At 71.7% G+C, this 22,779-nt stretch carries 18 protein-coding genes and 1 pseudogene; 6 read left to right on the forward strand and 13 right to left on the reverse strand.

Annotated features, from left to right (window positions below; genetic code table 11):
* From E1262_RS32170 to E1262_RS21750, 7 genes and pseudogenes are all read right to left on the reverse strand, one after another.
* Positions 1 to 172, reverse strand: a pseudogene (locus E1262_RS32170) (bifunctional D-altronate/D-mannonate dehydratase); the annotation flags it as partial.
* Positions 169 to 2,430 carry an ABC transporter ATP-binding protein gene (locus E1262_RS31435; RefSeq protein WP_132105483.1) on the reverse strand — a complete coding sequence of 754 codons (2,262 nt, stop codon included), beginning with the start codon at positions 2,428 to 2,430 and terminating at the stop codon, positions 169 to 171. The pseudogene E1262_RS32170 and the gene E1262_RS31435, both read right to left, overlap by 4 nt.
* A gap of 22 nt (positions 2,431 to 2,452) precedes the next feature.
* The gene (locus E1262_RS21730; RefSeq protein ID WP_132105485.1) at positions 2,453 to 3,625 is read right to left on the reverse strand and encodes an ABC transporter permease; all 1,173 of its coding nucleotides are present in this window, start codon (positions 3,623 to 3,625) and stop codon (positions 2,453 to 2,455) included.
* Positions 3,626 to 3,635: 10 nt separating this feature from the next.
* Entirely contained in the window at positions 3,636 to 4,577 is a 942-nt protein-coding gene (locus E1262_RS21735; RefSeq protein WP_132105487.1) for an ABC transporter permease, read from the reverse strand.
* Positions 4,578 to 4,713: 136 nt separating this feature from the next.
* Entirely contained in the window at positions 4,714 to 5,646 is a 933-nt protein-coding gene (locus tag E1262_RS21740; RefSeq protein ID WP_132105489.1) for a MurR/RpiR family transcriptional regulator, read from the reverse strand.
* A 52-nt stretch (positions 5,647 to 5,698) separates the two neighbouring features.
* Positions 5,699 to 7,000 (reverse strand): sulfatase family protein, encoded by a 1,302-nt coding sequence (locus tag E1262_RS21745; RefSeq protein WP_162606025.1) that lies wholly within the window; start codon positions 6,998 to 7,000, stop codon positions 5,699 to 5,701.
* A 10-nt stretch (positions 7,001 to 7,010) separates the two neighbouring features.
* On the reverse strand, positions 7,011 to 8,966 hold the full coding sequence (locus E1262_RS21750) for an ABC transporter substrate-binding protein (RefSeq protein ID WP_132105493.1): 1,956 nt from the start codon (positions 8,964 to 8,966) through the stop codon (positions 7,011 to 7,013).
* A 303-nt stretch (positions 8,967 to 9,269) separates the two neighbouring features.
* Between E1262_RS21750 and E1262_RS21755 the strand changes: the two genes are divergently transcribed.
* Both E1262_RS21755 and E1262_RS21760 read left to right on the forward strand, forming a co-directional pair.
* On the forward strand, positions 9,270 to 10,289 hold the full coding sequence (locus E1262_RS21755; RefSeq protein ID WP_132105495.1) for a Gfo/Idh/MocA family protein: 1,020 nt from the start codon (positions 9,270 to 9,272) through the stop codon (positions 10,287 to 10,289).
* A gap of 148 nt (positions 10,290 to 10,437) precedes the next feature.
* Complete coding sequence (locus E1262_RS21760) at positions 10,438 to 12,978, forward strand: sialidase family protein (RefSeq protein WP_162606026.1); 2,541 nt, start codon at positions 10,438 to 10,440, stop codon at positions 12,976 to 12,978.
* A 52-nt stretch (positions 12,979 to 13,030) separates the two neighbouring features.
* On the opposite strand, the gene E1262_RS21765 is transcribed toward E1262_RS21760, so the two are convergent.
* The 5 genes from E1262_RS21765 to E1262_RS21785 form a co-directional block, all read right to left on the reverse strand.
* Positions 13,031 to 14,023, reverse strand: coding sequence for a hydroxyacid dehydrogenase (locus tag E1262_RS21765; RefSeq protein ID WP_132105497.1), 993 nt, complete (start codon positions 14,021 to 14,023; stop codon positions 13,031 to 13,033).
* Complete coding sequence (locus tag E1262_RS21770) at positions 14,020 to 14,976, reverse strand: fumarylacetoacetate hydrolase family protein (RefSeq protein WP_132105499.1); 957 nt, start codon at positions 14,974 to 14,976, stop codon at positions 14,020 to 14,022. Before E1262_RS21770 ends, E1262_RS21765 begins: the two co-directional genes overlap by 4 nt.
* Positions 14,977 to 15,007: 31 nt before the next feature.
* Positions 15,008 to 15,847 (reverse strand): sugar phosphate isomerase/epimerase family protein, encoded by an 840-nt coding sequence (locus E1262_RS21775; protein ID WP_162606027.1) that lies wholly within the window; start codon positions 15,845 to 15,847, stop codon positions 15,008 to 15,010.
* Between the two features lie 99 nt (positions 15,848 to 15,946).
* Positions 15,947 to 16,507: a DinB family protein gene (locus E1262_RS21780; protein WP_132105503.1), complete on the reverse strand. Its 561-nt coding sequence runs from the start codon at positions 16,505 to 16,507 to the stop codon at positions 15,947 to 15,949.
* A 175-nt stretch (positions 16,508 to 16,682) separates the two neighbouring features.
* Complete coding sequence (locus E1262_RS21785) at positions 16,683 to 17,105, reverse strand: DUF4383 domain-containing protein (RefSeq protein ID WP_132105572.1); 423 nt, start codon at positions 17,103 to 17,105, stop codon at positions 16,683 to 16,685.
* 383 nt (positions 17,106 to 17,488) lie between these two features.
* On the opposite strand from E1262_RS21785, the gene E1262_RS21795 reads away from it, so the two are divergent.
* From E1262_RS21795 to E1262_RS21810, 4 genes are all read left to right on the forward strand, one after another.
* The gene (locus E1262_RS21795; RefSeq protein WP_132105505.1) at positions 17,489 to 18,964 is read left to right on the forward strand and encodes a choice-of-anchor M domain-containing protein; all 1,476 of its coding nucleotides are present in this window, start codon (positions 17,489 to 17,491) and stop codon (positions 18,962 to 18,964) included.
* Positions 18,965 to 19,049: 85 nt separating this feature from the next.
* The gene (locus tag E1262_RS21800) at positions 19,050 to 20,072 is read left to right on the forward strand and encodes a WxL protein peptidoglycan domain-containing protein (protein WP_203454175.1); all 1,023 of its coding nucleotides are present in this window, start codon (positions 19,050 to 19,052) and stop codon (positions 20,070 to 20,072) included.
* Positions 20,073 to 20,150: 78 nt separating this feature from the next.
* A complete protein-coding gene (locus E1262_RS21805) occupies positions 20,151 to 21,134 on the forward strand; it encodes a permease (RefSeq protein WP_132105507.1) in 984 nt (327 codons plus the stop codon).
* A 5-nt stretch (positions 21,135 to 21,139) separates the two neighbouring features.
* Positions 21,140 to 21,841: a TIGR03943 family putative permease subunit gene (locus E1262_RS21810; RefSeq protein WP_132105509.1), complete on the forward strand. Its 702-nt coding sequence runs from the start codon at positions 21,140 to 21,142 to the stop codon at positions 21,839 to 21,841.
* Positions 21,842 to 21,886: 45 nt separating this feature from the next.
* On the opposite strand, the gene E1262_RS21815 is transcribed toward E1262_RS21810, so the two are convergent.
* Positions 21,887 to 22,777 carry an anchored repeat-type ABC transporter permease subunit gene (locus E1262_RS21815; RefSeq protein WP_132105511.1) on the reverse strand — a complete coding sequence of 297 codons (891 nt, stop codon included), beginning with the start codon at positions 22,775 to 22,777 and terminating at the stop codon, positions 21,887 to 21,889.
* Between the last annotated feature and the right edge of the window lie 2 nt (positions 22,778 to 22,779).

Below are 22,779 nucleotides of genomic sequence, written 5' to 3' on the forward strand. Positions count from 1 at the left end.
GGCCGATCAGCAGCGGCACCACGTGGTCGCGCAGGTAGGACACCACCGCCAGCTCGCGGCCGTTCAGCGTCGCGTCGCCGAGCCCGGTCAAGCCGTCGTCGGTGGTCAGCTTGAGGGTCACGAAGTTGCGGTCCGGACTCGTGACGACGACCTCAGCCCTGTCGATGATCAAGGACGTGTTCCTTCCTCGTCGCCGGTGGGGCCGGCGACGCCGCGGAGGGCCAACGTCGTGCTGAAGTGGCAGGCGGCCAAGTGCGCCGGGCCGTCCCCGGCGCCGGCCCGTGCCAGCGCCGGCGATTCGGTGTCGCAGCGCGTCTCCTGGCGGTGCGGGCACCGGGTGTGGAACCGGCAGCCGGGGGGCGGCGCGCTCGGGTCGGGGAGCTCGTCGGCGAGCCTGATCCGGCGGCCGGCGCCGCGCAGGTGCGGGTCCGGCACCGGCACGGCCGACAGCAGCGCCTCGGTGTAGGGATGCCGCGGCCCGCGGAACAGGTCCACGGTCCTGGCCTGCTCGACGATCCGGCCCAGGTACATGACGGCGACGCGGTCGCAGGCGTGCTCCACCACGGACAGGTCGTGCGAGATGAACAGGTACGTCAGCCGGTACTCGTCCTGTAGGTCGCGGAGCAGGTTGAGGATCTGCGCGCGGATCGACACGTCGAGTGCGGAGACGGCCTCGTCGGCGATGACCAGCCGCGGCCGCGTGATGAGGGCCCGGGCGATGTTGATGCGCTGCCGCTGCCCGCCGGAGAAGGCGTGCGGGTAGCGCCGCAGGTACTCCGGCCGCAGGCCGACGCGTCGCAGCATCGCCGCCACCTGGTCCTCGACGGTGCTGTCCAGCTTCGCGGAGTGGATGCGGCGCAGCGGCTCGGAGATCAGCTGCAGCAGCGTCTTGCGCGGGTTCAGCGACCCGAACGGGTCCTGGAAGATCACCCGGACCTGCTCGCGGTACGGCCGGAGCTCCTTGGGCCCGAGCCGGGCCAGGTCGACCGCCGCCCCGGTGTCCGGATCGCGGTAGAGCACGGTGCCCGCCGTTGGATCCAGCGCCCGCACGATGCAGCGGCCCAGGGTCGTCTTGCCACAGCCGGACTCACCCACCAGGCCCAGCGTCTCGCCGGGGAAGACGTCGAGGTCGACGTCGTCGACGGCCTGGACATGGCCCACCGTGCGGCCGAAGAACCCCTTCTTGACCGGGAACGTCATCCGCAGGCCTCGTACGGACAGCAGGGGCTCCGTCGCCGGCGGCACCGCACCCGCGGCCGCCGGCGGCGCGGCCGCGACCGGCGCGGTGGCCGGTGCCGCCGGCGGCGCCGTGACCGGAGGCCGTTGGAGGCCGGGGTCGAGCAGGTGGCAGGCCGCCGCGTGCCGGTCGCCGAGCGGCCGTACCGCCGGCGCCGTCACGTCGCACAGCCCAGGCATGACCGACGGGCACCGCGTGTGGAACGGGCACCCGACGGGCCGGTTCTCCGGCGACGGGACCATGCCGGCGATCGCGGCCAGCCGCTCCTTCCTGGCCTGCCCGAGTGTGGGCACCGACGCCAGCAGCGCCTGCGTGTAGGGGTGCCGCGGCCGGTCGAAGATGTCCGTGACCGAGCCCTGCTCGGCCGCGGTGCCCAGGTACATCACGGTCACGTCGTCGGCGATCTCGGCCACCACGCCGAGGTCGTGGGTGATGAACATCACCGACATCCCGGTCTCCTCCTGGAGCTGGGCGATCAGGTCGAGGATGCGGGCCTGGGTGGTCACGTCGAGCGCGGTGGTGGGCTCGTCGGCGATGAGCAGCGCCGGGTCGCAGGACAGCGCGATGGCGATCATCACCCGCTGGCACATGCCGCCGGACAGCTGGAACGAGTAGGCGTCGAACCGGCGCTCCGGCTGCGGGATCCCGACGCGGCGCAGCTGCGCGATCGCCAGCTCCCGGGCCTCGGCCGGGGTCACCGCGCGATGCAGCCGGATGGCCTGGACCAGCTGGTCGCCGATCGTGTACATCGGCGACAGCGACGCCATCGGCTCCTGGAACACCATGCCGATCTGCCCGCCGCGGACCTGCCGGATCGCGTCGCCCCGTGGGTCGAGCCCGGCGAGGTCGACGGCCGGCGCCTCGGGGTCCGGGTGCCACCAGAGGTGACCGCCCTCGATCCGCCCGGGCGGATCGATGAGCCCGAGCACCGACCGTGCGGTGATCGACTTCCCGCAGCCGGACTCGCCGACGACGCACATGGTGCGGCCGCGCGGCACGTCGAGGCTGACGCCGTCGACGGCCTTCACCACCGACTCGTCGCCGTGGAAGTAGGTGCGCAGCCCGTCGATCCGCAGGATCGTCCCGGTCGCGGCCAGCTCGCGCCCGACGGCAGTCGGATCGGCCGGCGCGGCGACGTCCTTCTCGGCCACGGCGGCGGCGCGGCGGTTGCTGTCGTCGCTGTGCGGAGTCATTGCGGGTCCCGTCCTCGTCTGCTCATCGTCGATACGGATCGGCGGCGTCGCGCAGCCCGTCGCCCAGGAAGTTGAGGGACAGCACGGCGATCACGACCGCCAGGCCTGGCAGCAGCAGCCACGGCGCCGTCGAGATCACCCTGATCTGCTGTGCCTCCTGCAGCAGCACCCCCCACGACACGACCGGTGGCTGAAGGCCCAGGCCCAGGAAGGACAGCGCCGTCTCGGCCAGGATCATGGCGGGGATCGCCAGCGTCAGCGTCGCGATGAGATGCGACGTGAACGACGGCAGCATGTGACCGAAGATGATCGCCCGGCGGCCCGCCCCGTCGAGCCTGGCGGCCATGACGAAGTCCTCCTCGCGCAGCGACAGGAAGCGGCCGCGCACCTCACGAGCCAGGCTCGTCCACGCGACGAACGAGAGCACGACCGTGATCATGAAGTAGCGCGTCAGCGGACCCCAGTCGGTGGGTACCGCGGCGGCCAGTCCCAGCCACAGCGGCAGGGTCGGCAGCGACATGAAGAACTCGACCATGCGCTGGATGACGGTGTCGACCCGGCCGCCGAGGTAGCCCGACACTCCGCCCAGCGTGATGCCGAGCACGAACGCGATCGCGACGCCCACCAGGCCCACCGACATGGAGACCCGGGTGCCGTGGATGATGCGCGACAGCTGGTCGCGGCCGAGCCGGTCGGCGCCGAGGAGGTACATCGGCGGGCCGTCCGGGTCGGCCGGGCCGATCAGGTGGATGTTCGTCTCGAACAGCCCGAACAGCCGGTAGGACGGGCCGCGGGTGAACAGCTCGACCGGCACCTTGGTGCTCTCGTCGACCGCGAACCGGATCTCCAGCGTCTCAGGGTCCTGCTCGGCGGTGTACCCGTGGACGTAGAGCCCCCAGTCCCATCCCTCGCTGGTGTCCACCACGTGCAGCGACTGCGGCGGCGCGTAGGTGTACTCGGGGTCCAGCCGCCCGGAGTCGTAGGGCGCCAGGAAGTCGGCGAAGACGGCGACGAAGTAGAGCAGGGCCGTCACCACGAGCCCGCCCAGCGCCAGCTTGTGCTTGCGGAACCGCCACCACATGAGCCGCCACTGCGACGCCACCGACACCGTCGCGGGCTCGACGTCCTCGACCGTGGTCCCGGCCACGCCGCCGGTGGCCTGGTCGGCCCCAGCTGGGGGCAACTGCTGCGTCATGTCGCTCTCCCTACCGGTAGCGCAGCCGGACCCGCGGATCGAGCCAGGCCAGGGCGATGTCGGAGATGAGGGTCCCGACGACGGTCAGGACGCCGAGGATGAGGATGATCGATCCGGCGAGGTACATGTCCTGGCTGCGCAGCGCGCCCAGGAGCAGCGGACCGACGGTGTTGAGGTTCATCACCGTGGCCACGATCACCTCGCCGCCGACGAGGCTCGGCAGCAACCAGCCGATCGTCGAGAAGAACGGGTTCATCGCCACCCGCAGCGGATAGCGCACCAGCAGCCTGCCCTCGGGCAGGCCCTGAGCGCGGGCCGCCACCACGTACGGTTTTCGCAGCTCGTCGAGCAGGTTGGCGCGCAGGATGCGGATCAGCCCGGCAGTACCGGCGGTGCCGAGCACCAGGATCGCGATGGCGAACGTCACCGGGTTGGCCTCGCCCACCGACAGCCCGAACGTGCTGAAGGCGACCCACAGCATCACCAGCGCGAGCAGGAAGTTGGGGGTCGCGAGGCCGAGGAACCCGATCGTCGTGGCGAGGTAGTCGCCGATCGAGTACTGCCGCACGGCGGAGTACGCGCCGAGCGGTACCGCCACGATCCAGGTCAGCAGCAAGGTCAGCCCCGCGAGTGCCATGGTCAACGGCAGCCGGTCGGCCAGCAGGCTGGACACCGACCGGCTCCACTCGAACGACTGCCCGAAGTCGAGGTGGAAGAGGATCCCCGAGATCCACTTCCAGTACTGGACGTAGAACGGATCGTCCAGGCCGTAGCGCTGGTTCAGAGCGTCCAGCTGGGCCTGGTCCAACGACTCTCCCTGTGCGGCGTACTGCGCCACGAGGGTCGTCAAATAGTCGCCGGGCGGCAACTGGATGATGACGAACGCCACCAGCGAGATCAGGAACACCGTCGGCACCATGTACAGCAGCCGGCGCGCCAGGAATGCGGCCATGGAGAAACGACACCCCCAGGAGGTCGGGTGATCGGCACACGTCGAAAGACGGGAAAGGGCACCAGGGAGCGCCCGGGCGGCCCGGGGGCCGACCGCGAGGTCACAGGCGGCGGCGAGTCGCACAAGGGAAAGAGAATCAGTCGCCGCGCCACTCCGGTGGCAGGTCGTTGAGCCGCTCCTGACTGGCGCCGAGCTCGTCCAGCGCCGCCAGCGACGTGCCGCCCTTGGCCTCGGCCACGGCCGTCGCGATGGCCTCGAGCAGCGCCAGGCCGGCCACCCGGGCACTGAACTGGGCCGCCCCGCGCGACACGGCGGCGCTGAAGATGGTCAGCGAGGTCTCGACGACGTCGCCCAGCGGTGACTGCGGGTTCGCCGTCAACGCGGCGGTCTCGACCCCGTGGCTCCTGGCGTAGTGCAGCGCCTGGACGGTGTCGCGGGACCGGCCGGAGTAGGAGATGCCGAGCACGAGGTCCCCGGGACGCAACCGCGACACCTGCGCCAGCATCACCATCGGATCCGACGTCCACGCCACGGCGACGCCGATGCTCGCCAGGCGGTACGACAGCATCTGGCACAGCGGAGCGGCCGTCCCGGTGCCCACGAGCAGCACCGACGGCGCCGTCGCGAGGCGGTTCACGACGTGCCGCAGGGCCGGCTCGGAGAGGTTGGCCAGCGTGTCCTGCATGCACTCGACCTCCAGCGCCATCACCCGCTGGATGAGGTCGCTGACGCCGCCGGTGCCGGCCCTGGCCTCCAGCGCGAGGTCGACCGGGTGGGAGTGGGCGAAGCCCAGCGTCTTGCCCAGGTCGAGCGACAGCGCCTGCGCGAACTCGCGGTAGCCGGAGTAGCCGAGCGCGTGGGTGAGCCGGCTGACGGCGTTCTCCGAGACGCCCGCGGCCTGCGCCAAGACCTGGATCGCGACGCCACGCGCCTTCCACGGGTCGGCCAGGATCGTGTCGGCCACTTGCGCCCGCGCGCCGCTGAGGTTCGGGCGGGCGCGGCGCAGCCGCTCCAGGCAGGACGGCGCATCCGCCGCCTCGGGCTTCCCAGGCAAGGGCTCGGAGGTCATGTCATGCTCCAATTCCGATCACACGGTAGCCGCACAGCGGCCGTCTTGGTCGTCAGCCGCGCAGGCGGACGCGGAGGAAATCGTCGCCGGTGCGGTCGCACCAGCCGGCCAGCCGGGAGCGGTGTTCGTCGAGCACCATCCCGTGCCGGGCGTCCTGGGCGAGGTTCACCATCTCCCCCGGGTCGGTCTCGAGATCGAACAGCTGCTCCCGATTGCGGCCCCACGCGTAGACCGCGTATTTGTACCGGCGCGTGCGCAGCATGCGGCCGTAGGCGTGCGGCAGCACCGGCGAGTCCCACCGGGTCTCGACCACCACCTGGTCCGGCCGCGCGCCGCTGCCCCGTCCCTCGCAGACGTCACGCAGGCTGGCGCCGGCCAGACCGTCCGGCGCGTCGATGCCGGCGAGGTCGCACAGCGTGGGCAGGACGTCGGCGCCGGCCGACACGAGGTCGCCCGACACCGCCCCGGGCGTGGTGACGCCCTTCCAGGAGACGATGAACGGGACGCGGACCGACTCCTCGTAGAGCGTCCACTTCTGGTTCCAGCGGTGCGCGCCCATGCCGTCGCCGTGGTCGCTGGAGAACAGGATCAGCGTGTCCTCCTCCAGCCCGGCCGTGCGGACGGCGTCGAGCAGCCGGCCGATCTCGGCGTCGACCTTCTCGCACAGCCGGTAGTAGGTGTGCCGGTAGTGCCGCCAGTGGTCGTCGGACCAGCCGGCGACCGGGTACCACCGCGGGAACTGGGCCTGCGCGATGCGGATCAGCTCGGGCTCGTACGGCGCGATCGGGAAGTTCGCCGGCAGGGTCGGGCACTCGTCGGTGGCGGCGTCGGGGACGTCGCCCCACGGCAGCGGCTCGTTCCTGGCCCACTCGCAGATGTTGTGCGGGTTGTCGAAGGCGGCCACGAGGAAGAACGGGCGGTCGCGCGCCTCCCGGATGAAGGCAACGCAGTCGTCCGCGAGGTGGTCGTCGCCGAAGCCGAACACCCGCCCGAACCCGTAGTCGCCGACCATGTCGTAGTCCGGCAGGTGCCACTTGCCGCCGTAGGCGCAGTCGTAGCCGGCGTCGGCGAACAGGTAGCCGAGCTGCCTCTTGCGCAGCGTGTCGTCCATCGCCGCCGCGTTGCCGGTGACGCCGGTCTGGTGCGGCATGAGGCCGGTCATCATGCTCGCCCGGGACGGGCTGCACAGCGGCTGGGCGCAGTAGGCATTTTGGAACCGCACCCCGGCGGAAGCGAGTGCGTCCATCGCGGGCGTGCTCAGGTCCGGGTTGCCGGCGCAGCTCATCGCGCCGGCGAACTGCTGGTCGGTCAATATCACCAGCACGTTGGGCCGCGACCTGCGCACCTCGGTCATGTCGTCGTCCTCAGGAGGCATGGAAGTACTGCTCGGGACGGCTCGGGCCGGGCTCGGGATAGACCGCGGAGACCGGCATCGGCTCGTAGACGTTGCGGAAGGAGTTCTTGACGATGCCGTAGCCGCCCATGGGCAGCACCGTCCCGATGAGCCAGAACTCCTCCTTCGAGATCGCCAGGATCTGCCGGAAGACCTCCTTGCGCGCCTCGTCGTCAGGGGTCGCCCGCAGCTGGTCGTACAACGCCATCTGCTCCCGGATGCGGGGCAGCGGCTCCTCGCGCGGGTCGCCGGCGCTGTTGTACCAGTTGGCCCAGGGGACGCCCCAGTTGGAACCGGTGTGCGACGGGAAGTAGTAACGCGGGTCGAGCAGTCCGTCCAGGAGACCGCCGTCACCCACCCAGACGGCGGCGTCGTGCAGGTTCGCCTCGCGACGCTCGATGAACAGCGACCGGTCCATCGGGTTCATGCGCGCGTCGATGCCGACCTCGCGCCAGTACCCGGCCACGAGTTCGGCGACGTCGGGGTGGAACGGGAAGAGACTGGGGGTGGCGACGTCGAGCGCGAAGGAGATGCGGGCGCCGTCGGGGCGCAGCCGGAAGCCGTCGCCGTCGCGCTCGACGTAGCCGGCGCGGTCGAGGTGCTCGTTCGCGAGGTCGACGTCGTACTCGGTGTACTGCTTGGCGAACTCCTCGTCGTAGAAGTCCGACTCCTCGCGCGGCGCGGCCTGCCACGGCTCGCCCTGCTGCTGGAAGACCGCGTCGATCAGCTCCTGGCGGTCGATGGCGTGGGACAGCCCGATGCGGAAGTCCCGGTTCTGGAAGACCTCGCGCAGCACCGGGTCAGGGTGCACGAGATTGAGCGCCATGACGGCCTGGTTCATCTTGCCGTCGACGATGTCGAAGAAGTCGTAGTCGCCGTCCTCACGGCTGTTGGCGAGGACCGGCTTGTTGGTGAGCGAGTTGATGTGCCGCATGTGCATGTCGAGCTCACCGTTGGTGGCCTGCAGCAGCATCAGCTCCTCGTCGCTGACCACGGTGTACACGACGCGGTCGAGGTATGGCAGCTGGGAGCCGTCTGGGTCGGTCTTGAAGTAGTACGGGTTGCGCTCCAGCACCACCTGCTCACTCGCCCCCAGCGGCGTCGTGACCACCCAGGCGTTGAGACGGGGCAGCTCGGGGTTCTGCCAGAAGCCGGAGTCGAGCAGGATCGAGAAGCCGACCTTCGAGGTGAACAGCTCGACCCAGTCCGCGGCGCCCTCGGCGGCGGCGACGGCGGCCACGTCCGGGTTGTACGTGGCGTGGAACTGCTCGAGGTAGTGGCGCGGATAGCTGGTGAGCAGGCCGCCCTCGTCGGGCATGCAGAGGTTGTGCATGAACAGGCCCTGCGGCTCGGCGAAGGTGAACCGGACGGTGACGTCGTCGATCTTCTCGATGGCCGCGGGCTGGCCGCTCACCGTCGTCAGCCAGCGCGGCACGCCCAGGAGCTGGTCGTTGGCGATGACGTCGGTATAGGCGAAGACGATGTCGTCGGCGGTGAACGGGGCGCCGTCGGACCACTTCATACCCTGGCGCAGGGCGATGGTGTAGGCCCGGCCGCCGTCCTCCTGCTCGACCGACTCGGCGATGTTGAGCACCGGCTCGGCGAAGTCGATGCTCCAGTGCATCAGCAACTCGTATCCGGCCGTGCGGGCGAGCCAGGCCACGTCGCCGGGCCCGAGCAGCGCCGTCCTCCAGTCGCCGCCGTACCGCCCGATGGCGTCGACCGGCTCGACGACCAGCGGTGTGGCAGGCAGCCGCTCCGCGACGGGCGGCAGCTCACCGGCGGCCACGCGCTCGGCCAGCGACGGCGCCTCGAGCCCCTTCTCCGCTCCCCCACCGGCGGGGTCGCCGCCGTCACCGTCATCGCCGCCGGAGCAGGCCGAGCCCGTCACGGTGAGCAGGGCGGCGGCGCCGCCCAGCTGGAGCACACGGCGCCTCGTGTACCTGGATCCCAACCACGGTCCGCGCGTCATCGCGCCTTCCCTTCTGCAGTCTCATTCAGAAGTCGGGTTGCGCAACGATCGCGAACTCTCTCCAATCGACATTCGCCCTGGACCGAGGACTCTGGGGGACCTTCGGCCCCCCGTCGCCCGTCGGTGTTGCACAACCCTCCTTGGCCCTGCACGTTCCGAGCACCGTATTCGCGGGCCCGATCCGTTGTCAATGGAGAAAACTGATACCTAGCAAAAGTTTCCACCACTCGCTAGGGTGCCGCCCATGGAGGCACAGAGATGACGAGGTTCCGGGTGGCGCTCGCCGGTGCCGGCCACTGGCACACGGGCATGCACGTCCGCGGGTTCGCGGCGGCATCGGCCCTGGTGACGGCCGTATGCGAGCCGCATGACCGAGCGGCCGCGGAACGCTGGGCTCGCGAACTCGACTGCCCGGTCTACCCCACTGTCGATGACCTGCTCGAGGCCGGCGGCTTCGACGTCGTGTGGGCGATGCCCCGGCACGCGGAGGCCGCGGCGCTCGCCGAGCGGCTCGTCGAGGCCGGCATCCCGTTCGCGATCGAGAAGCCCTCGGGGCTCGACAGCGTGCAGATCGAGCCGCTGGTGTCACTGGTCGAACGCGCCGGTGCCTTCGGGGCCGTCGCGTTCATCAACCGCTACGGCCCGTTCTGGGAAGAACTGCGAGCGCTGCGCACGGCGGGCCATCTCTCGACCGTCGTCCACGGCCACTTCCGCGTCATCAACGGCGCACCGGTCCGGTACGTCCACGAGGGCGTGCCGTGGATGTTGCAGGCCGAGGTCTCCGGCGGCGGCGCGCTGCGGAACCTCGGCAGCCACGGCGCGGACGCCATCTGCGAACTCACCGGCGGCGATCCGGTGGTGCTGGCCGCCGCCACGTCCTCCGGCCTGTACCGCGGCGAGGTCGAGGACTATGCCGCTGCGCTGGTCAGAGGGGTCGACGGCGGCATCTTCGGACTCGAAGCCGGATACACCCACGGCCACATCGACGCCAGCGACCAGGAGTTCCGGGTTGCCGGCCCGGGCGCCTACATCGTCGAACGCCGCTCCGACGTGGTCGTGGCGACGTCGTCCGGCGAGCGGGTCCGCCGCGGCCTGTCGATCAGCGAGCGCTACGTACGGTTCGTGGTCGACACGCTCGACCGGCTGCGCACCGGCCGGCCGCCCATCGCGTCGATCGCGGACTGCTGGCGAGCCATGCGCCTCATCGACCACATCTACCTCTCCGCCGAGACGTCCGCAGGGACGTCCGCCGGGCTGTCGCCCGGCGCCGGTCGCTGAGCGCCGCCCCGTCATGTCCGCACCCGTCGCGGCCCGCGCCCGGGGGCCACCGCGCCGCCCGACGTCCGGACCATGCCGTGGACGCCACCGCGCGTCCCGGTGATCTCCCTGCGCGTGTACCCCGATCACAGCGAATCGAAGGAGAGCCATGTCCGAACGCACCCGCCGGCGCCGCTGCTACCGCGCGGCCGCACCGGCCGCCGCCGTGCTCCTGTGCGCGGCGGCACTGTCCACCTCCCCATCCACAGCCGCCGCGACCCCGTTCGCCGACGGCGTCACCGCCAGCACCGTCTTCGAGCGCGGCGAGAACGGCTACCACTCGTTCCGCATCCCCGCGATCATCGAGACGCCCGACGGCGACCTGCTGGCCTTCGCCGAGGCCCGGGTCGGCGACGCCGACGACAACGGCGACATCGACATGGTCATGAAGCGATCCGTGGACGGCGGCCTCACCTGGACCGACTTCACGGTCGTCGCCGATGCCGGCCCGAACAAGTGGGGCAACCCGGTGCCGATGGTCACCGACGAGGGCGACCTCGTCCTCAACATGACCCGCACCGGCGGAAACGTCACCGGCGAGGACGTCCGCTGCGGCAACGCCACCGCGGAGGAGACCCGCCGCTCATTCATGATCCACAGCACCGACGACGGCGAGACCTGGATCGACCTCACCGAGGTGACCGCCGCCGTCAAGCCGGCCAACTGGGGCCATTTCGTCGGCGGTCCCGGCCACGGCGTCACCATGACGGATCCGGACCACCCGAGCCGGCTGGTCATTCCCGGCAACCACTCGATCTTCCCGCCTCCGGGCTCGGGCATCGACTGCCTGGATCCGAGCCTGCTCGGCGCGCACGCGCTGTACAGCGACGACGACGGCGCGACCTGGCAGCTCGGCGCGGTGGACCAGCCGCAGACCACCGGCTACCACCCGCACGAGTCGACTGCGGTGGAGCTCGACGACGGAACGCTCTACTTCAACGCCCGCGACCAGCGCGGTGACAGTGCCGGCCTGCGCGTCGACACCACCAGCAGCGACGGCGGCGAGACGTTCGACGCGACGTTCGGCCCGATGGACGGGGTCGTCACGACCGAGATCGGCGGCTCGGTGATCAACGTCGCGGACCCGGCCCACGGCAGCCGGCTGGTCTTCTCCGCGCCGGGCCACCCCACCGCGCGGGAGAACCTGACGCTGTCGTCCAGCTTCGACGACGGCACCACCTGGCAGGAGAGCCTGCGGCTGTACGACGGCCCGTCCGGCTACTCGGATCTGATCGACCTCGGCGGCCAGAGCATCGGCGTGCTGTTCGAGAACGGCGAGCGGCTGTACGACGAGGTCGAGCTGTTCTACAGCCACCGCATCAGCTTCGCCGTCGTGCCGCTCGCGCTCCTGGACGGCACGCCGGATCCCGAGCCGGTGACGCCGGACACCTCAGGCAACGGACACGACGGCCTCGTGAGCGGGGACCCGCAGCTCGTCGGTGCCCGGTTCGGCACCGGCATGGCGATGGCCGGCGACTACGTCGAGCTCCCGGCCGACGCCGACCTGGAGTTCGGCAGCGGGGAGTTCACGGCGGCCACCTGGTTCCGCAGCACCGACTCGACGTTCTCCCAGGCCCTGTTCTGGGCCTATTCGCGCATCGAGGGCGAGCCGACGTGGTGGATACGGCTCCAGTCGGGGGACGTCGTGGCGCAGCTCGAGACCGCCGGGGACGCCCGGACGATCCGCGTGGACGGCGCCTACGCCGACGGCCAGTGGCACCACGTCGCACTCACCCGCTCCAGCAGCGGCGTGACGCTGTACGTCGACGGCGTGGCGGCCCCGGCCGTGCCGGCGATCTCCGGCTCGATCTCCGGCGATCCGCGCACGGGCATCCGGGTCGGCGCACGCGTCGACGGCGTCAACAACCCGCTGCGCGGCGCGGCCGACGAGGTGTGGCTGTTCGACCAGGCCCTCACCGCGGCGCAGGTCAGCACGCTGATGACGTCGAACACCGGGCCGGCGACGGCGACGGTGGCGCACCTGCCGCTGGACACCGTCGAGTGCGCAAGCGGCCCCCAGGCGACGCCCGACACCTCCGGTCAGGGCAACACCGTCACAGTCGTGGGCTGCGCGGCGCCGGTCGACGGCCCGTTCGCCGACGCGGCCGAGCTGTCCCACGCCGACCACGTGGAGGTGGCCGACCACTCGAGCATCCGGGTGGCCAGCCAGCCGTTCACCGCGTCGGCCTGGTTCCGCAGCACGGAGGCCTCCGACCAGGCCATCCTGTGGGCACACGACTACGGCGCCAGCCACCCGCAGTGGTGGGTCCGGCTGGAGCCCGGCCAGAGCCGCATCCGGGCCAATCTCAACGACGGGACGACGACGGCGTCGCTGGAGGCGCCCGGCGCGTATGCCGACGGCGAATGGCACCACGTCGCGTTGACTCGGGACACCGGCGGGACGTCGCTGTACGTCGACGGCGTGCTGGCAGACGCCGCCGGCCCCGTGACCGGGTCGCTGTCCTTCGGCGCGTCCTACGGCATCCATGTCGGCCAGCGGCCGGACGGGCAGAGCCCGCTCAGCGGCGCCGTCGACGAGGTGTGGCTGCTGAACCAGGCTCTGACGGCGACGCAGGTCGGCACGTTGATGCAGCAGAACACGGTGCCGTCCGGCTCCGCCCGGCTGCACCTCCCGCTCGACGACCTGTGACCGTCTGCCGCTGAACGCCCGTGAGGGCGGGTCCGCCGAAGCGGATCCGCCCTCACGCGTACGTGTCGTACGCGGCTCTGGACATCTCGTGCTCCAACGGCTTCCCGGCCAGGAACCTGAGCACCTCGTCGACCGTCACGGCCCCCTGGTCGCGCAGTGTCTCGGCGGTGAGCGCCGCGATGTGCGGCGTCGCCACCACGCCGTCGCAGTGCCGCCACGGGTCGTCGGGCGGGAGCGGCTCGGTGTCGAAGACGTCGGTCATGACCCGCACGCGCCCGGCCCGCGCCGCGGTCAGCAGGGCATCGCTGTCGACGAGCGCGGACCGCGCCGTGTTGACCACGAGCGCGCCCGGGCGAAGCGCGTCGATCTCGGCGGCGCCGATCATGCCTCGCGTCTCCGGCAGCACCGGCGCGTGGAGCGACACGACGTCGGCGGCGCGCAGGAGCGCGGGCAGGTCGATCCGCTGCGCGCCGAGGCCGGCCGCCTCGACGTCGTCGATGAACGGGTCGTACACCAGGCAGTGGCAGCCGAACGGGCGCAGCCGTCGCAGCGTCGCCCGGCCGGTGCGGCTGGCGCCGACGATGCCGACCACCTGGTCGCGCAGCAGCCGGCCTGGTGGTCGGGCGGCCAGCGCGGCCCAGGACTCGCCGGCGCGCATGGCCGTGGCGAAGGACACCGCGTCGCGCAGCCCGGCGATGATCGACATCACCGCGAATTCGGCCACCGCCTCGGCCAGCACGGCCGCCACCTGGGTGATCCGGACACCGTGGTCCAGTGCGGCCGCCGGCACGAGGTGCCGCACCGATCCCCCGGTGTGTGCCACCAGAACGGGCCGGTCGCCGCCGACGAGCCACGAGAACGGCAGCGACGGCGTGTCCCAGCCGGTGATGCAGACGTCGGCGCCGTCGACGGCGCCCGGGTCGGCCGCGGCGTCGGGCACCGGGCGCACCTCGGCGACGGCCGCCAGCCGGTCCCAGTCGCGGTCGCTGATCAGCCGGTGCCGCAGGTCGTCGCTCATCGCGACGGCGACGATCCCCGTCGTCACGCCGCGCCGCCCGCGACGATCGTCGTCACCAGTGTGCCGATGCCTTCCACGTGTGCTTCGACGGTGTCGCCGGGCGCGAGGTACTCCGGCGGCGTCCGCGCGTCACCGACCCCCTCCGGAGTGCCGGTCAGCAGCACGTCCCCCGGCAGCAAGGTGACGAAGCGGGACAGCTCGACCAGGAGGCCGGGGATGTCGAAGACCATGTCCGCGGTGGTCGAGTTCTGCTTCGCGACGCCGTTCACCGTCAAGGACAACCCCAGCCGGTGCGGGTCGTCGATCTGGTCGCGGGTGACGATCCAGGGACCGAGCGGGCAGAAGCCGTCCAGGCTCTTGCCGAGGAACCACTGGCCCTCCGGACGACCGTGCTGCTGGTCGCGGGCGGAGAGGTCGTTGGCCACCGTGTACCCGAAGACGGCGGCCTCGGCCGCCGCTCGCGACAGGTACCGGCCACCGTCCCCGAGCACGACGGCGAGCTCGACCTCCCAGTCGACCCGCTCCGTCAGCGCCGGGTCGACCGGCACCGGACCGGGGCCGGTGACCGTCGTCGACGCCTTGGTGAAGAAGATCGGCCGCGCGGGCGCCGCGGCCGAATGCGCCGACTCCTCGACATGCCCGCGGTAGTTCGCACCCACGGCGAAGACGTTCCGGCGCGGCCGGGTGATCGGCCCGAGCAGCTCGAGCTCGTCGAGGGCGGCGAAAACCTCGTCGGGCCCCTGCCCGGCGGACGCCACCGCGTGCACCTCGGCGAGGACGGCGTCCCGGGAGTGGGCCGGCAGCTCCAGCAGGGCCGTCACGTCGGGCGGCACCCGCAGGCCGGACCTCGTCGCGTCGCAGACGATCGCGTCGCCCGGCGGGTCGCCGTCGTCCACTGCTCGGCCGTCCGGTACCACGACGACCCCCCAGCCGACTGTGGTCGCCGAACCGGCCGGGCGGCGGAAACTCACGATGCGCATGCGGGACCTCATCTCACGGGATCGTTGACAGTCAGCTGGACGCTCGGATGCCGCGCAACCAGGCGATGTCGGGGGGCAGGCCGAGCTCAGCGGGCGGCAGCTGGTCCGGGAACCAGCGGCGTTCGTACTCGAAGGTCACGGCGCCGCAGTGGAAGCCCAGCAGCGGCAGGACCGTCCGCCAGTCGACGACGCCCGCGGCCAGGCCGGCGGGGCGCCGCTCCGGCACGCCGGGGAGGAAGTTCTTCAGGTGGACGTGCCGGATGTACGAGGCCTGGAGACGCACCGCCGTCGCGGCGCCCTCGGCGGCCATGATCGCCAGGTTCGCCTGGTCGTAGAGAATGCCCACGGCCGGCGCCGCGGCGGCCTCGACCAGCTGGCGTGTGGCGCGGGCGCTGGTGGCCAGCGTGTCCATGTGGTTCTCGACGTTCAGGCTGACGCCGGCCTCGCCGGCGTGCTCGGACGCCTCCGCGAGCGACCGTGCGGCGCGGCGCACGGCCGCCGGCCGCACATCGCCGTCGTGGTCGTGGCCAGCGAGAACACGCACGTGTGCGGCACCCACCGCCGTGGCGAGATCGACCGTGCGCCGCAGCTCGTCCACCGCGGCGCGTCGCCGGTGCTCGGAGTCCGCGTCGATGTCGCGCACGTACGAGCACAGGGCTCCGACGCGCAGGCCGAGGTCGGCCGCCACGACCCCGACGGCGTTCATGACCGCCGAGCCCGCATCGAGGGGCAACGCCGCCGGGTACTCCTCGTCCACGATGAGTTCCACGCCGTCCAGCCCCAGGCGCTGGGCCACGCGCAGACAGCCCACGGCATCGGTCTCCGGCGTGGCCATCGAGTGCAACCAGAGCTCCCAGCCGGCACCCGTCATGCCCGCCAGGCTAGAGATATTCTCCACCTTCGGCAAGGATTCATAAGAAACTTCTACCAATTTGCGGGTGCCGCCCATGCCGCGGGCGAGGCCAGGCGGCTACTGCCCTACCCGGCCGTCGATGCACTCGCGCAGCAGATCGGCGTGGCCGCAGTGGCGGGCGTATTCCTCGACCCGGTGCACCCACAGCTCCCGCAGGGCGATGCCGTCGCGACCCACCCGCGTACCCAGGTCCGGGTACTCGGCCATGACCGCGTCGGTCGCCGCCTGCTCGCGGGCGAGATCGGCGAAGGCGGCGTCGACCACCGCCTGCTCCCCGACGGCGCCATCGAAGTCCGCATCGCGCGACCCGTACAGTTTCGGCGCCGGGTCGTCCGGCACGATCCAGTTGCGCCAGTCGCGCTCGACCTCGGCGAGGTGGCGGACCAGCCCCAGCAACGACATGGTCGACGGCGGTACCGACCGGCGGGCCAGCTGTTCCGGGTCGAGCCCCTCGCACTTCATCCGCAGCGTCAGCCGGTAGGACGCCACGTAGTCCTGCAGCGTCGGCAGCTCACCGTCCGGGCTGACGCCGTCGGTGTTGCGCGGATCGTCGGCCGGGTCGACCCACATGTCCGGATAGACGCTGGCCTCGGTCCACCGCGCGGGTACGTCGCTCATCCCGCTCACGATGCGCACCGGTGAGCCGGCACGCAAGCGAATATCCCCGCGTCCGGAGGTATGGCGGACTGCGGCGGCCGAACTCACACCGTCACGTTGATCATGGAGAAACGCCCTTCTCCAGCGCCCGGAAAGGGGCGTTTCTCCATGATCAACAAGGGTTTTGGCCCACCTCTCATGGGCGCCTGGCCGGCCGCCGGCCGAGCAGGAGCCCGAGCAGCACCATCCCGGCGGCCAGGACGAAATGCAGCCAGTTGTCGGCGGTGTTGACCGGGACGAAGTTCGCCGAGCTCTCGCGGTCGATGAACAGTCCGTACAGCCACAGCACCGCGTAGACGATGCCGCCCCAGATGAGGAAGTTCCGCGCGCCGGCCGCCGTCCGTGCCAGCGCCAGCCCGGCCACGCCGAACAAGAGGTGCACGATGTTGTGCAGGATCGAGACCTGGAAGACGCCCAGGAGCATCGCCTCGGACTCGTGCCCGGCGAACTCGATCGTGTCGAAATCCGTGGTGATGCCGGGAATGAAGCCCGCCACCCCGACGGCCAGGAAGATGACCCCCACGACGGTGGCCGCGGTCTGCACCTGCGTCGCCGTCATGCCCGTCCTGCTGGCGTCCTGTGCCATATCGATCACTCCTTACCGATGACGCGCTGGACCACGCTGGCCGGGCCGCGGCGGCGTCATAGGCAGTGCCCCATCAGCCGCCGCGACCCGTGCAGAGGAGATACCCGCAGGCGGCCGGTACACGCACCTGCCCGTCGTGCTCACACATTCCGGTCGTGACCGGGATGCCGGGGCCGGGAAGTCGACCGTGACCAGACTGGTCGCCGAACGGTTACCGCGTTCGGCCAGGCTCGCGGGCGACGAGCTGAACCGGATGATCGTCAGCGGTTTCATGAAACTCGTTATCAATGGCTATTGTTAATAGTAACGGTTCTCATTACTCTACGAGCACAGCGTTCCGACTGGAAAGGATCACGATGAGGACCCTGCTCTCGGGGGGCGCCAGGTCCGTGGCCGTCCCCGTTGTCGCGGGTGCGCTGCTGGCGGCGGGCGTCACCGCCACCGCGGCGGCCGGCGAGTTCGAGCTGGTGCTCGACTCCGGCCATATCGACGCGTTCACGTTGACCTGGCAGGACGACACCCTGGCCGTCAGGCTGCAGGAGGACGTCACCGGGCACCACGTCCAGCATGCGCCCGAGGACGTGCTGCTGCAGGTCAAGCCCGAGGCGGCGCTGGTGCTGCCCGACCCGGTGCCGCCGAGCCTGTCCTTCCTCGGCCAGGCCGGAGACACCGTGTACTACCTGCCCCAGACCCAGGACCCGGAGCTGATCTGGCCAGGCTGGAGCACCGAGCAGATTCCCGCCGGCGTGTTCACCAACCCGCTGCGCATCGAGATCACCGACGTCCAGGGACCCGGCGAGGTGTTCCTGTGGCAGAGCGGCTCGTTCGGCGAGTCGATCTCGGTCCTGGGCGGCGGCTACCAGCTCCCTGGCACGATCTCCCCGAACGCCAACGTGCACGCGCACGCCAACTGGGCCTTCACGGAGGCCGGCCGGTACACGCTGACGGTCCGGGCCAGCGGGACCCTGGCGAGCGGCGGCACGGTCACCAGCGCGCCGGCCACCTACACGTTCCAGGTCGGCGACGCCGACCCCGTCCCGTCGACCACCCTCAGCATCTCCGGCCTGGCCGATCGCTACCAGCCTGGTGACGTCGTGACCCTCACCGCGCTCCAGGACCCGCCGACAGGGCTGGACCACTACCACTGGTTCACCCGGGCGCCGGGCAGCGACGAGTGGGTGGTCGTGCCCGACGCCGGCACTGGCGAGTACAGCTTCACCGCCACGGCCGAGCACGACGGCGTCCAGGTCCTGGTCCGGCTCTACGACGCCGACCACGCCGTGGTCGCGGAATCCGCGCCGGTCACCCTGGTCGTCGACGATGACGGCGGCGAGCCCGAGCCGGGCGAGGCGTCGCAGCGGATCGTCGCCAAACTGCCCGAGGACGAGGGCGCCCTGGTGGTCGGCGTCGACCCCGACGACGACGTCGTGACCATGAGCGACTTCGAGCTCGGCACCGCCGCCGACCGATGGATTTCCACCGGCGAGCTGCGGCCGGTCACGGTCACCGACACCCGGGCGTCTGCGCCCGGCTGGGTGGTCTCGGGCCAGGTGAGCGACTTCACCGCCGGCGACGAGGTGCTGCCCGGCCGACACCTGGGCTGGACCCCGCTGGTCGCCGAGGAGCCCGACGGCGGCGGCGTGACGGCGGGCGACATCGTGGCTCCCGGCCTGGAGTCCGGCGACGGCCTGTCCGTCAGCCGGCCGCTGGCCAGCGCGCCGACCGGCGACGGCACCGGAACCAGCCGCCTCGGCGCCGAGCTGCTGATCGAAGGACCGACGACGCTCGTTCCCGGCACCTACGAGGCGACGATCACCTTCACCGCGATCTGACCTCCGCTTCCACCACAGACTCGGCGCGACCGGCCTCGCCCAGGCCGGTCGCGCCGACCCCTGCCTCGACCCTCGGAGCCCGTCCGTGCGACCCATCGGCCGACTCGCGGCCCTCGTCCTGATCACCGCCGGCATCGCCCTGCCGGCGACCGCGGGTGCCGACGACGACGCCGGCGAGCAGGCACCGCTGACCTGGGGCATCGTGCCGTCCGGCCCCGACGGCCCCGGTGACCGCGCCGCCTTCGCGTACGTCCTCGATCCCGGCGCCGTGATCAGCGACGTGGTCGCCGTCAGCAACTACACCGAGCAGCCGCTCACGCTCGACCTCTACGCCAGCGACGCCGTCCGCAACACGCAGGGCGGCTTCGACCTGCTGCCCGCCGCCGACGAGCCCATCGACGTCGGCGCGTGGGTCGATCTCGGCGATCCTGTCGTCACCATCCCGGCCCGCTCGCGCGTCGATGTCCCCTTCCGGATCACCGTCCCGGCGAACGCGACGCCCGGCGATCACGCCGGTGGCATCGTGGCCGGGCTGACCACGCACGCCACCGACAACGCCGGCGGCCAGGTCGCCGTCGACCGCCGGGTGGGCGCCCGCATCTATCTCCGCGTGACCGGCACGCTGCAGCCGCAGCTCACCGTCGACGACGTCGACGTCGCCTTCGACGGCCTCCCGCTCGGCCAGCCCGGCACGGTCCGGGTGGAGTACACCGTCCGCAACGACGGCAACGTGCGGCTCGCCGGCCGGCCCACCATGCGCGTCGCCGGGCCGTTCGGGCTCGGCGAGCGCGTCTGGACCGGCGACGTGCTGCCGGAGCTGCTGCCGGGCGACTCCGTCGCCGGGTCGGCCACCGTCAGCGGCGTGTGGCAGCTTGGACCCCTCGACGTGGACATCGTGATCCGGCCGGAGACCTCGGGGACCCAGGTCCTCGATCCCGCCCCGCCGCCCGGCACGTTCGCCACCCGGCTGTGGGTGGTGCCGTGGATCGCCCTCGCGGCGCTCGCCACCATGGTCGTCGCCCTCGTCTGGCGACGGCGTCGGCGAGCCGCCCGGCGGACGATCGTCCAGCGAACGGAGCACGCGGCCGGCCGCACTTCCGTCATCTGAAGGGTGCCGCCGCCAGCGCGCGACGGTAAGGTCCACTGAGCACCGTTATCATTACTGGCTCGTGGAGGATTCCGGCTCGTGAGCGATCTGCAGGTCACTGACGAGCGCCGCCGCCTCGGCCGGTTCGTCCCCGAACTGTTCGTGCTCGTGCTGGTAGCGGCGGTCCTGCTGCGGCCGCGCGTGGCGGGCTGGTTCGACAGCGCGACCCTGCAGACGTGGTCGACGGTGTTCGTGTCGATCACGCTGCAAGCCCTGCCCTTCCTCGTCCTCGGCGTCGTGGTGAGCGGCGCGGTGACGGCGTTCGTGCCGTCCTCGCTCATCGCCCGGCTGCTGCCGGACCGGCCGGCGGTGGCCGTGCCGTCGGCTAGCCTCGCCGGGGCGGTCTTCCCGGGGTGCGAGTGCGGGTCGGTGCCGATCGCCGGGCGACTCACGTCGCTGGGCGCTGCGCCGGCTGCCGCGCTGGCGTTCATGCTGGCCGCGCCCGCGATCAACCCCGTCGTCATGGCCGCGACCGCAGTCGCGTTCCCGGGGCAGCCGGAGATGGTGCTCGCCCGGTTCCTCGCCTCGTTCGCCGTCGCCGTCGTCGTCGGACTGCTGTGGTCGCGGTTCGGCCGCGGCTCGTGGTTGCGCCTGCCGCGACGCGCGGTGCCCGAGGGCGCGAACCGCTGGGACGTGTTCGCCGGCACGGCCCGGCACGACTTCCTGCACGCCGGCGGCTGGCTCGTCGTCGGCGCCGCAGCGGCCGCCGCCTTGCAGGTGTTCATACCCCGCTCGCTCGTCACCACGGTCGCCACGAACGAGTGGCTGGCGGTCCTCGTGCTGGCCGGGCTCGCCGTGCTGCTGGCGCTGTGTTCCGAGGCGGACGCGTTCGTCGCGGCCAGCCTGTCGCAGTTCTCGCTCACGGCCCGGCTGGTCTTCCTCGTGGTCGGCCCGGCCGTCGACATCAAGCTGATCGCGCTGCAGGCCGGCACGTTCGGCCGCGGCTTCGCGCTGCGGTTCGCACCGCTGACCTTCGTCGTCGCGGTGTCGAGCGCGCTGGTCGTCGGGTGGTGGGTGTTGTGAGGCTCATGGACCGGCGGACGGAGTCTGTGCTGCTGCTCGCGGTCGGCGCGGTCGGCGTCCGGTTCGGGTTCTCCGACGCCGCCCTCGCCTACCTCAAGCCGAGCTTCCAGCCGATCCTGCTGATCGCCGGTGTGGTGCTGGTGCTGCTCGGCGGGCACGGGCTGCTGCGCGACTCGGCCCGGCCCGGTTCGCCTGGCGGTGGGGAGCACGGCGACCACGACGACCACGGCGGGCCCGGGGTCGCCTGGCTGCTGGCCGTCCCGCTGCTGGTGCTGTTGCTCATCGCGCCGCCGGCGCTCGGCTCGTTCGCCGCCGGCCGGCAGGGACCGGTCGCGTCCGTGTCCGACTCCGGATTCGTCGAGCTGCCGGCCGCTCGCGAGGGCGCCGTCGACCTCGGCCTGCGCGACTTCGTCACCCGCGCCCTCCAGGACCCGGAGCGCTCCCTCGACGGCGTCCCGGTACGGGTCGTCGGGTTCGTCATGCCGGACGAGTCGGGCGACGGGTACCTGCTGTCGCGGTTCACGGTCGCCTGCTGCGCCGCCGACGCGACCGCCTACACCACCCGCGTGGTCGGCGACGGCGAGCGGCCCGCCGACACCTGGGTCGAGGTCACCGGCCGCTGGGAACCCGGCGACGGCGACGTGCCGGTCCTCGAGGCCGACACCGTCACCGTCGTGCCGGCTCCCGAGGAGCCCTACGAGTACTGACTCGGTGGCTCCGGCCCGGGGGGCGACGGCGTGCACGCGGGCCGTCTAGGCGGCCGAGACCGGCGCCGGGCTCTCCTCGAGTCCACCGCGCCGCCAGCGCTTGGCGACCAGGCCATGGCGAGGCGCGAAGGTCCAGGCCGTCAGGAACACGCCGGCCAGCACGAGCACGATGGTGCCGCCGACGGGCAGGTCGTAGCTCCACGACAGGTACAGCCCGACGACGGCGCCGGACCCGCCGATCGCGGGTGCGAGCAGCATCATCACGCCCAGGCGGTCGGTGAGCAGCCGGGCCGTCGCGGCGGGGGTGACGAGGAGTGCGAGCACGAGGATGTTGCCGATGGTCCGGACGGAGATGACGATCGCGATGGTCACCAGGACGTAGAGCGCGATGTCGAGCCAGAACACCCGCAGGCCGACCGCGCGGGCCAGTTCGCGGTCCAGGCTGACGGTGACGAACTGCTGGTGCAGCAGCAGCACCGCGGCAAGAAGCAGCAGACCGATGACGGCGGCCGTGTAGAGGTCCTCGTCCGGGACGCCGGTGATGGAGCCGAACAGGAACTGCTGCAGCGAGCCCGCGTACCCGGGCGCCTGGGAGATGATCACGACGCCGAGCGCGAATGACGCCACGTAGAAGACGCCGATGACGGAGTCCTCCTTGATCCGGCGGTTCTGCGCGAACACCGCCACCAGCACCGCGGTGACGACGCCGGCCACCGCTCCCCCGACGACCAGGCTGCCCTGCAGCACGAACGCCACCGCCAGTCCCGGGAAGACGGCGTGCGCGACGGCGTCGCCGATGAACGCCATCCCGCGCAGCACGACGTAGCAGCCGACGACGCCGCAGACCACGCTCGACATCACCGCGATCAGCAGCGCCTTCGGCAGGAACGCGAGGTCCGGGTTGGTGAGGTCGGCGATGAACTCGGGGATCGACACGG

It is taken from the genome of Jiangella aurantiaca (assembly GCF_004349105.1).
GTDB classification, from domain to species: Bacteria; Actinomycetota; Actinomycetes; order Jiangellales; family Jiangellaceae; genus Jiangella; species Jiangella aurantiaca.

Coding starts and splice junctions, on each gene's coding strand:
- E1262_RS31435 (WP_132105483.1), bottom strand. CDS start 2,430: ATGACTCCGCACAGCGACGACAGCAACCGCCGCGCCGCCGCCGTGGCC.
- E1262_RS21730 (WP_132105485.1), bottom strand. CDS start 3,625: ATGACGCAGCAGTTGCCCCCAGCTGGGGCCGACCAGGCCACCGGCGGC.
- E1262_RS21735 (WP_132105487.1), bottom strand. CDS start 4,577: ATGGCCGCATTCCTGGCGCGCCGGCTGCTGTACATGGTGCCGACGGTG.
- E1262_RS21740 (WP_132105489.1), bottom strand. CDS start 5,646: ATGACCTCCGAGCCCTTGCCTGGGAAGCCCGAGGCGGCGGATGCGCCG.
- E1262_RS21745 (WP_162606025.1), bottom strand. CDS start 7,000: ATGACCGAGGTGCGCAGGTCGCGGCCCAACGTGCTGGTGATATTGACC.
- E1262_RS21755 (WP_132105495.1), top strand. CDS start 9,270: ATGACGAGGTTCCGGGTGGCGCTCGCCGGTGCCGGCCACTGGCACACG.
- E1262_RS21760 (WP_162606026.1), top strand. CDS start 10,438: ATGTCCGAACGCACCCGCCGGCGCCGCTGCTACCGCGCGGCCGCACCG.
- E1262_RS21770 (WP_132105499.1), bottom strand. CDS start 14,976: ATGCGCATCGTGAGTTTCCGCCGCCCGGCCGGTTCGGCGACCACAGTC.
- E1262_RS21775 (WP_162606027.1), bottom strand. CDS start 15,847: ATGACGGGTGCCGGCTGGGAGCTCTGGTTGCACTCGATGGCCACGCCG.
- E1262_RS21780 (WP_132105503.1), bottom strand. CDS start 16,507: ATGAGCGACGTACCCGCGCGGTGGACCGAGGCCAGCGTCTATCCGGAC.
- E1262_RS21785 (WP_132105572.1), bottom strand. CDS start 17,105: ATGACGGCGACGCAGGTGCAGACCGCGGCCACCGTCGTGGGGGTCATC.
- E1262_RS21795 (WP_132105505.1), top strand. CDS start 17,489: ATGAGGACCCTGCTCTCGGGGGGCGCCAGGTCCGTGGCCGTCCCCGTT.
- E1262_RS21810 (WP_132105509.1), top strand. CDS start 21,140: ATGGACCGGCGGACGGAGTCTGTGCTGCTGCTCGCGGTCGGCGCGGTC.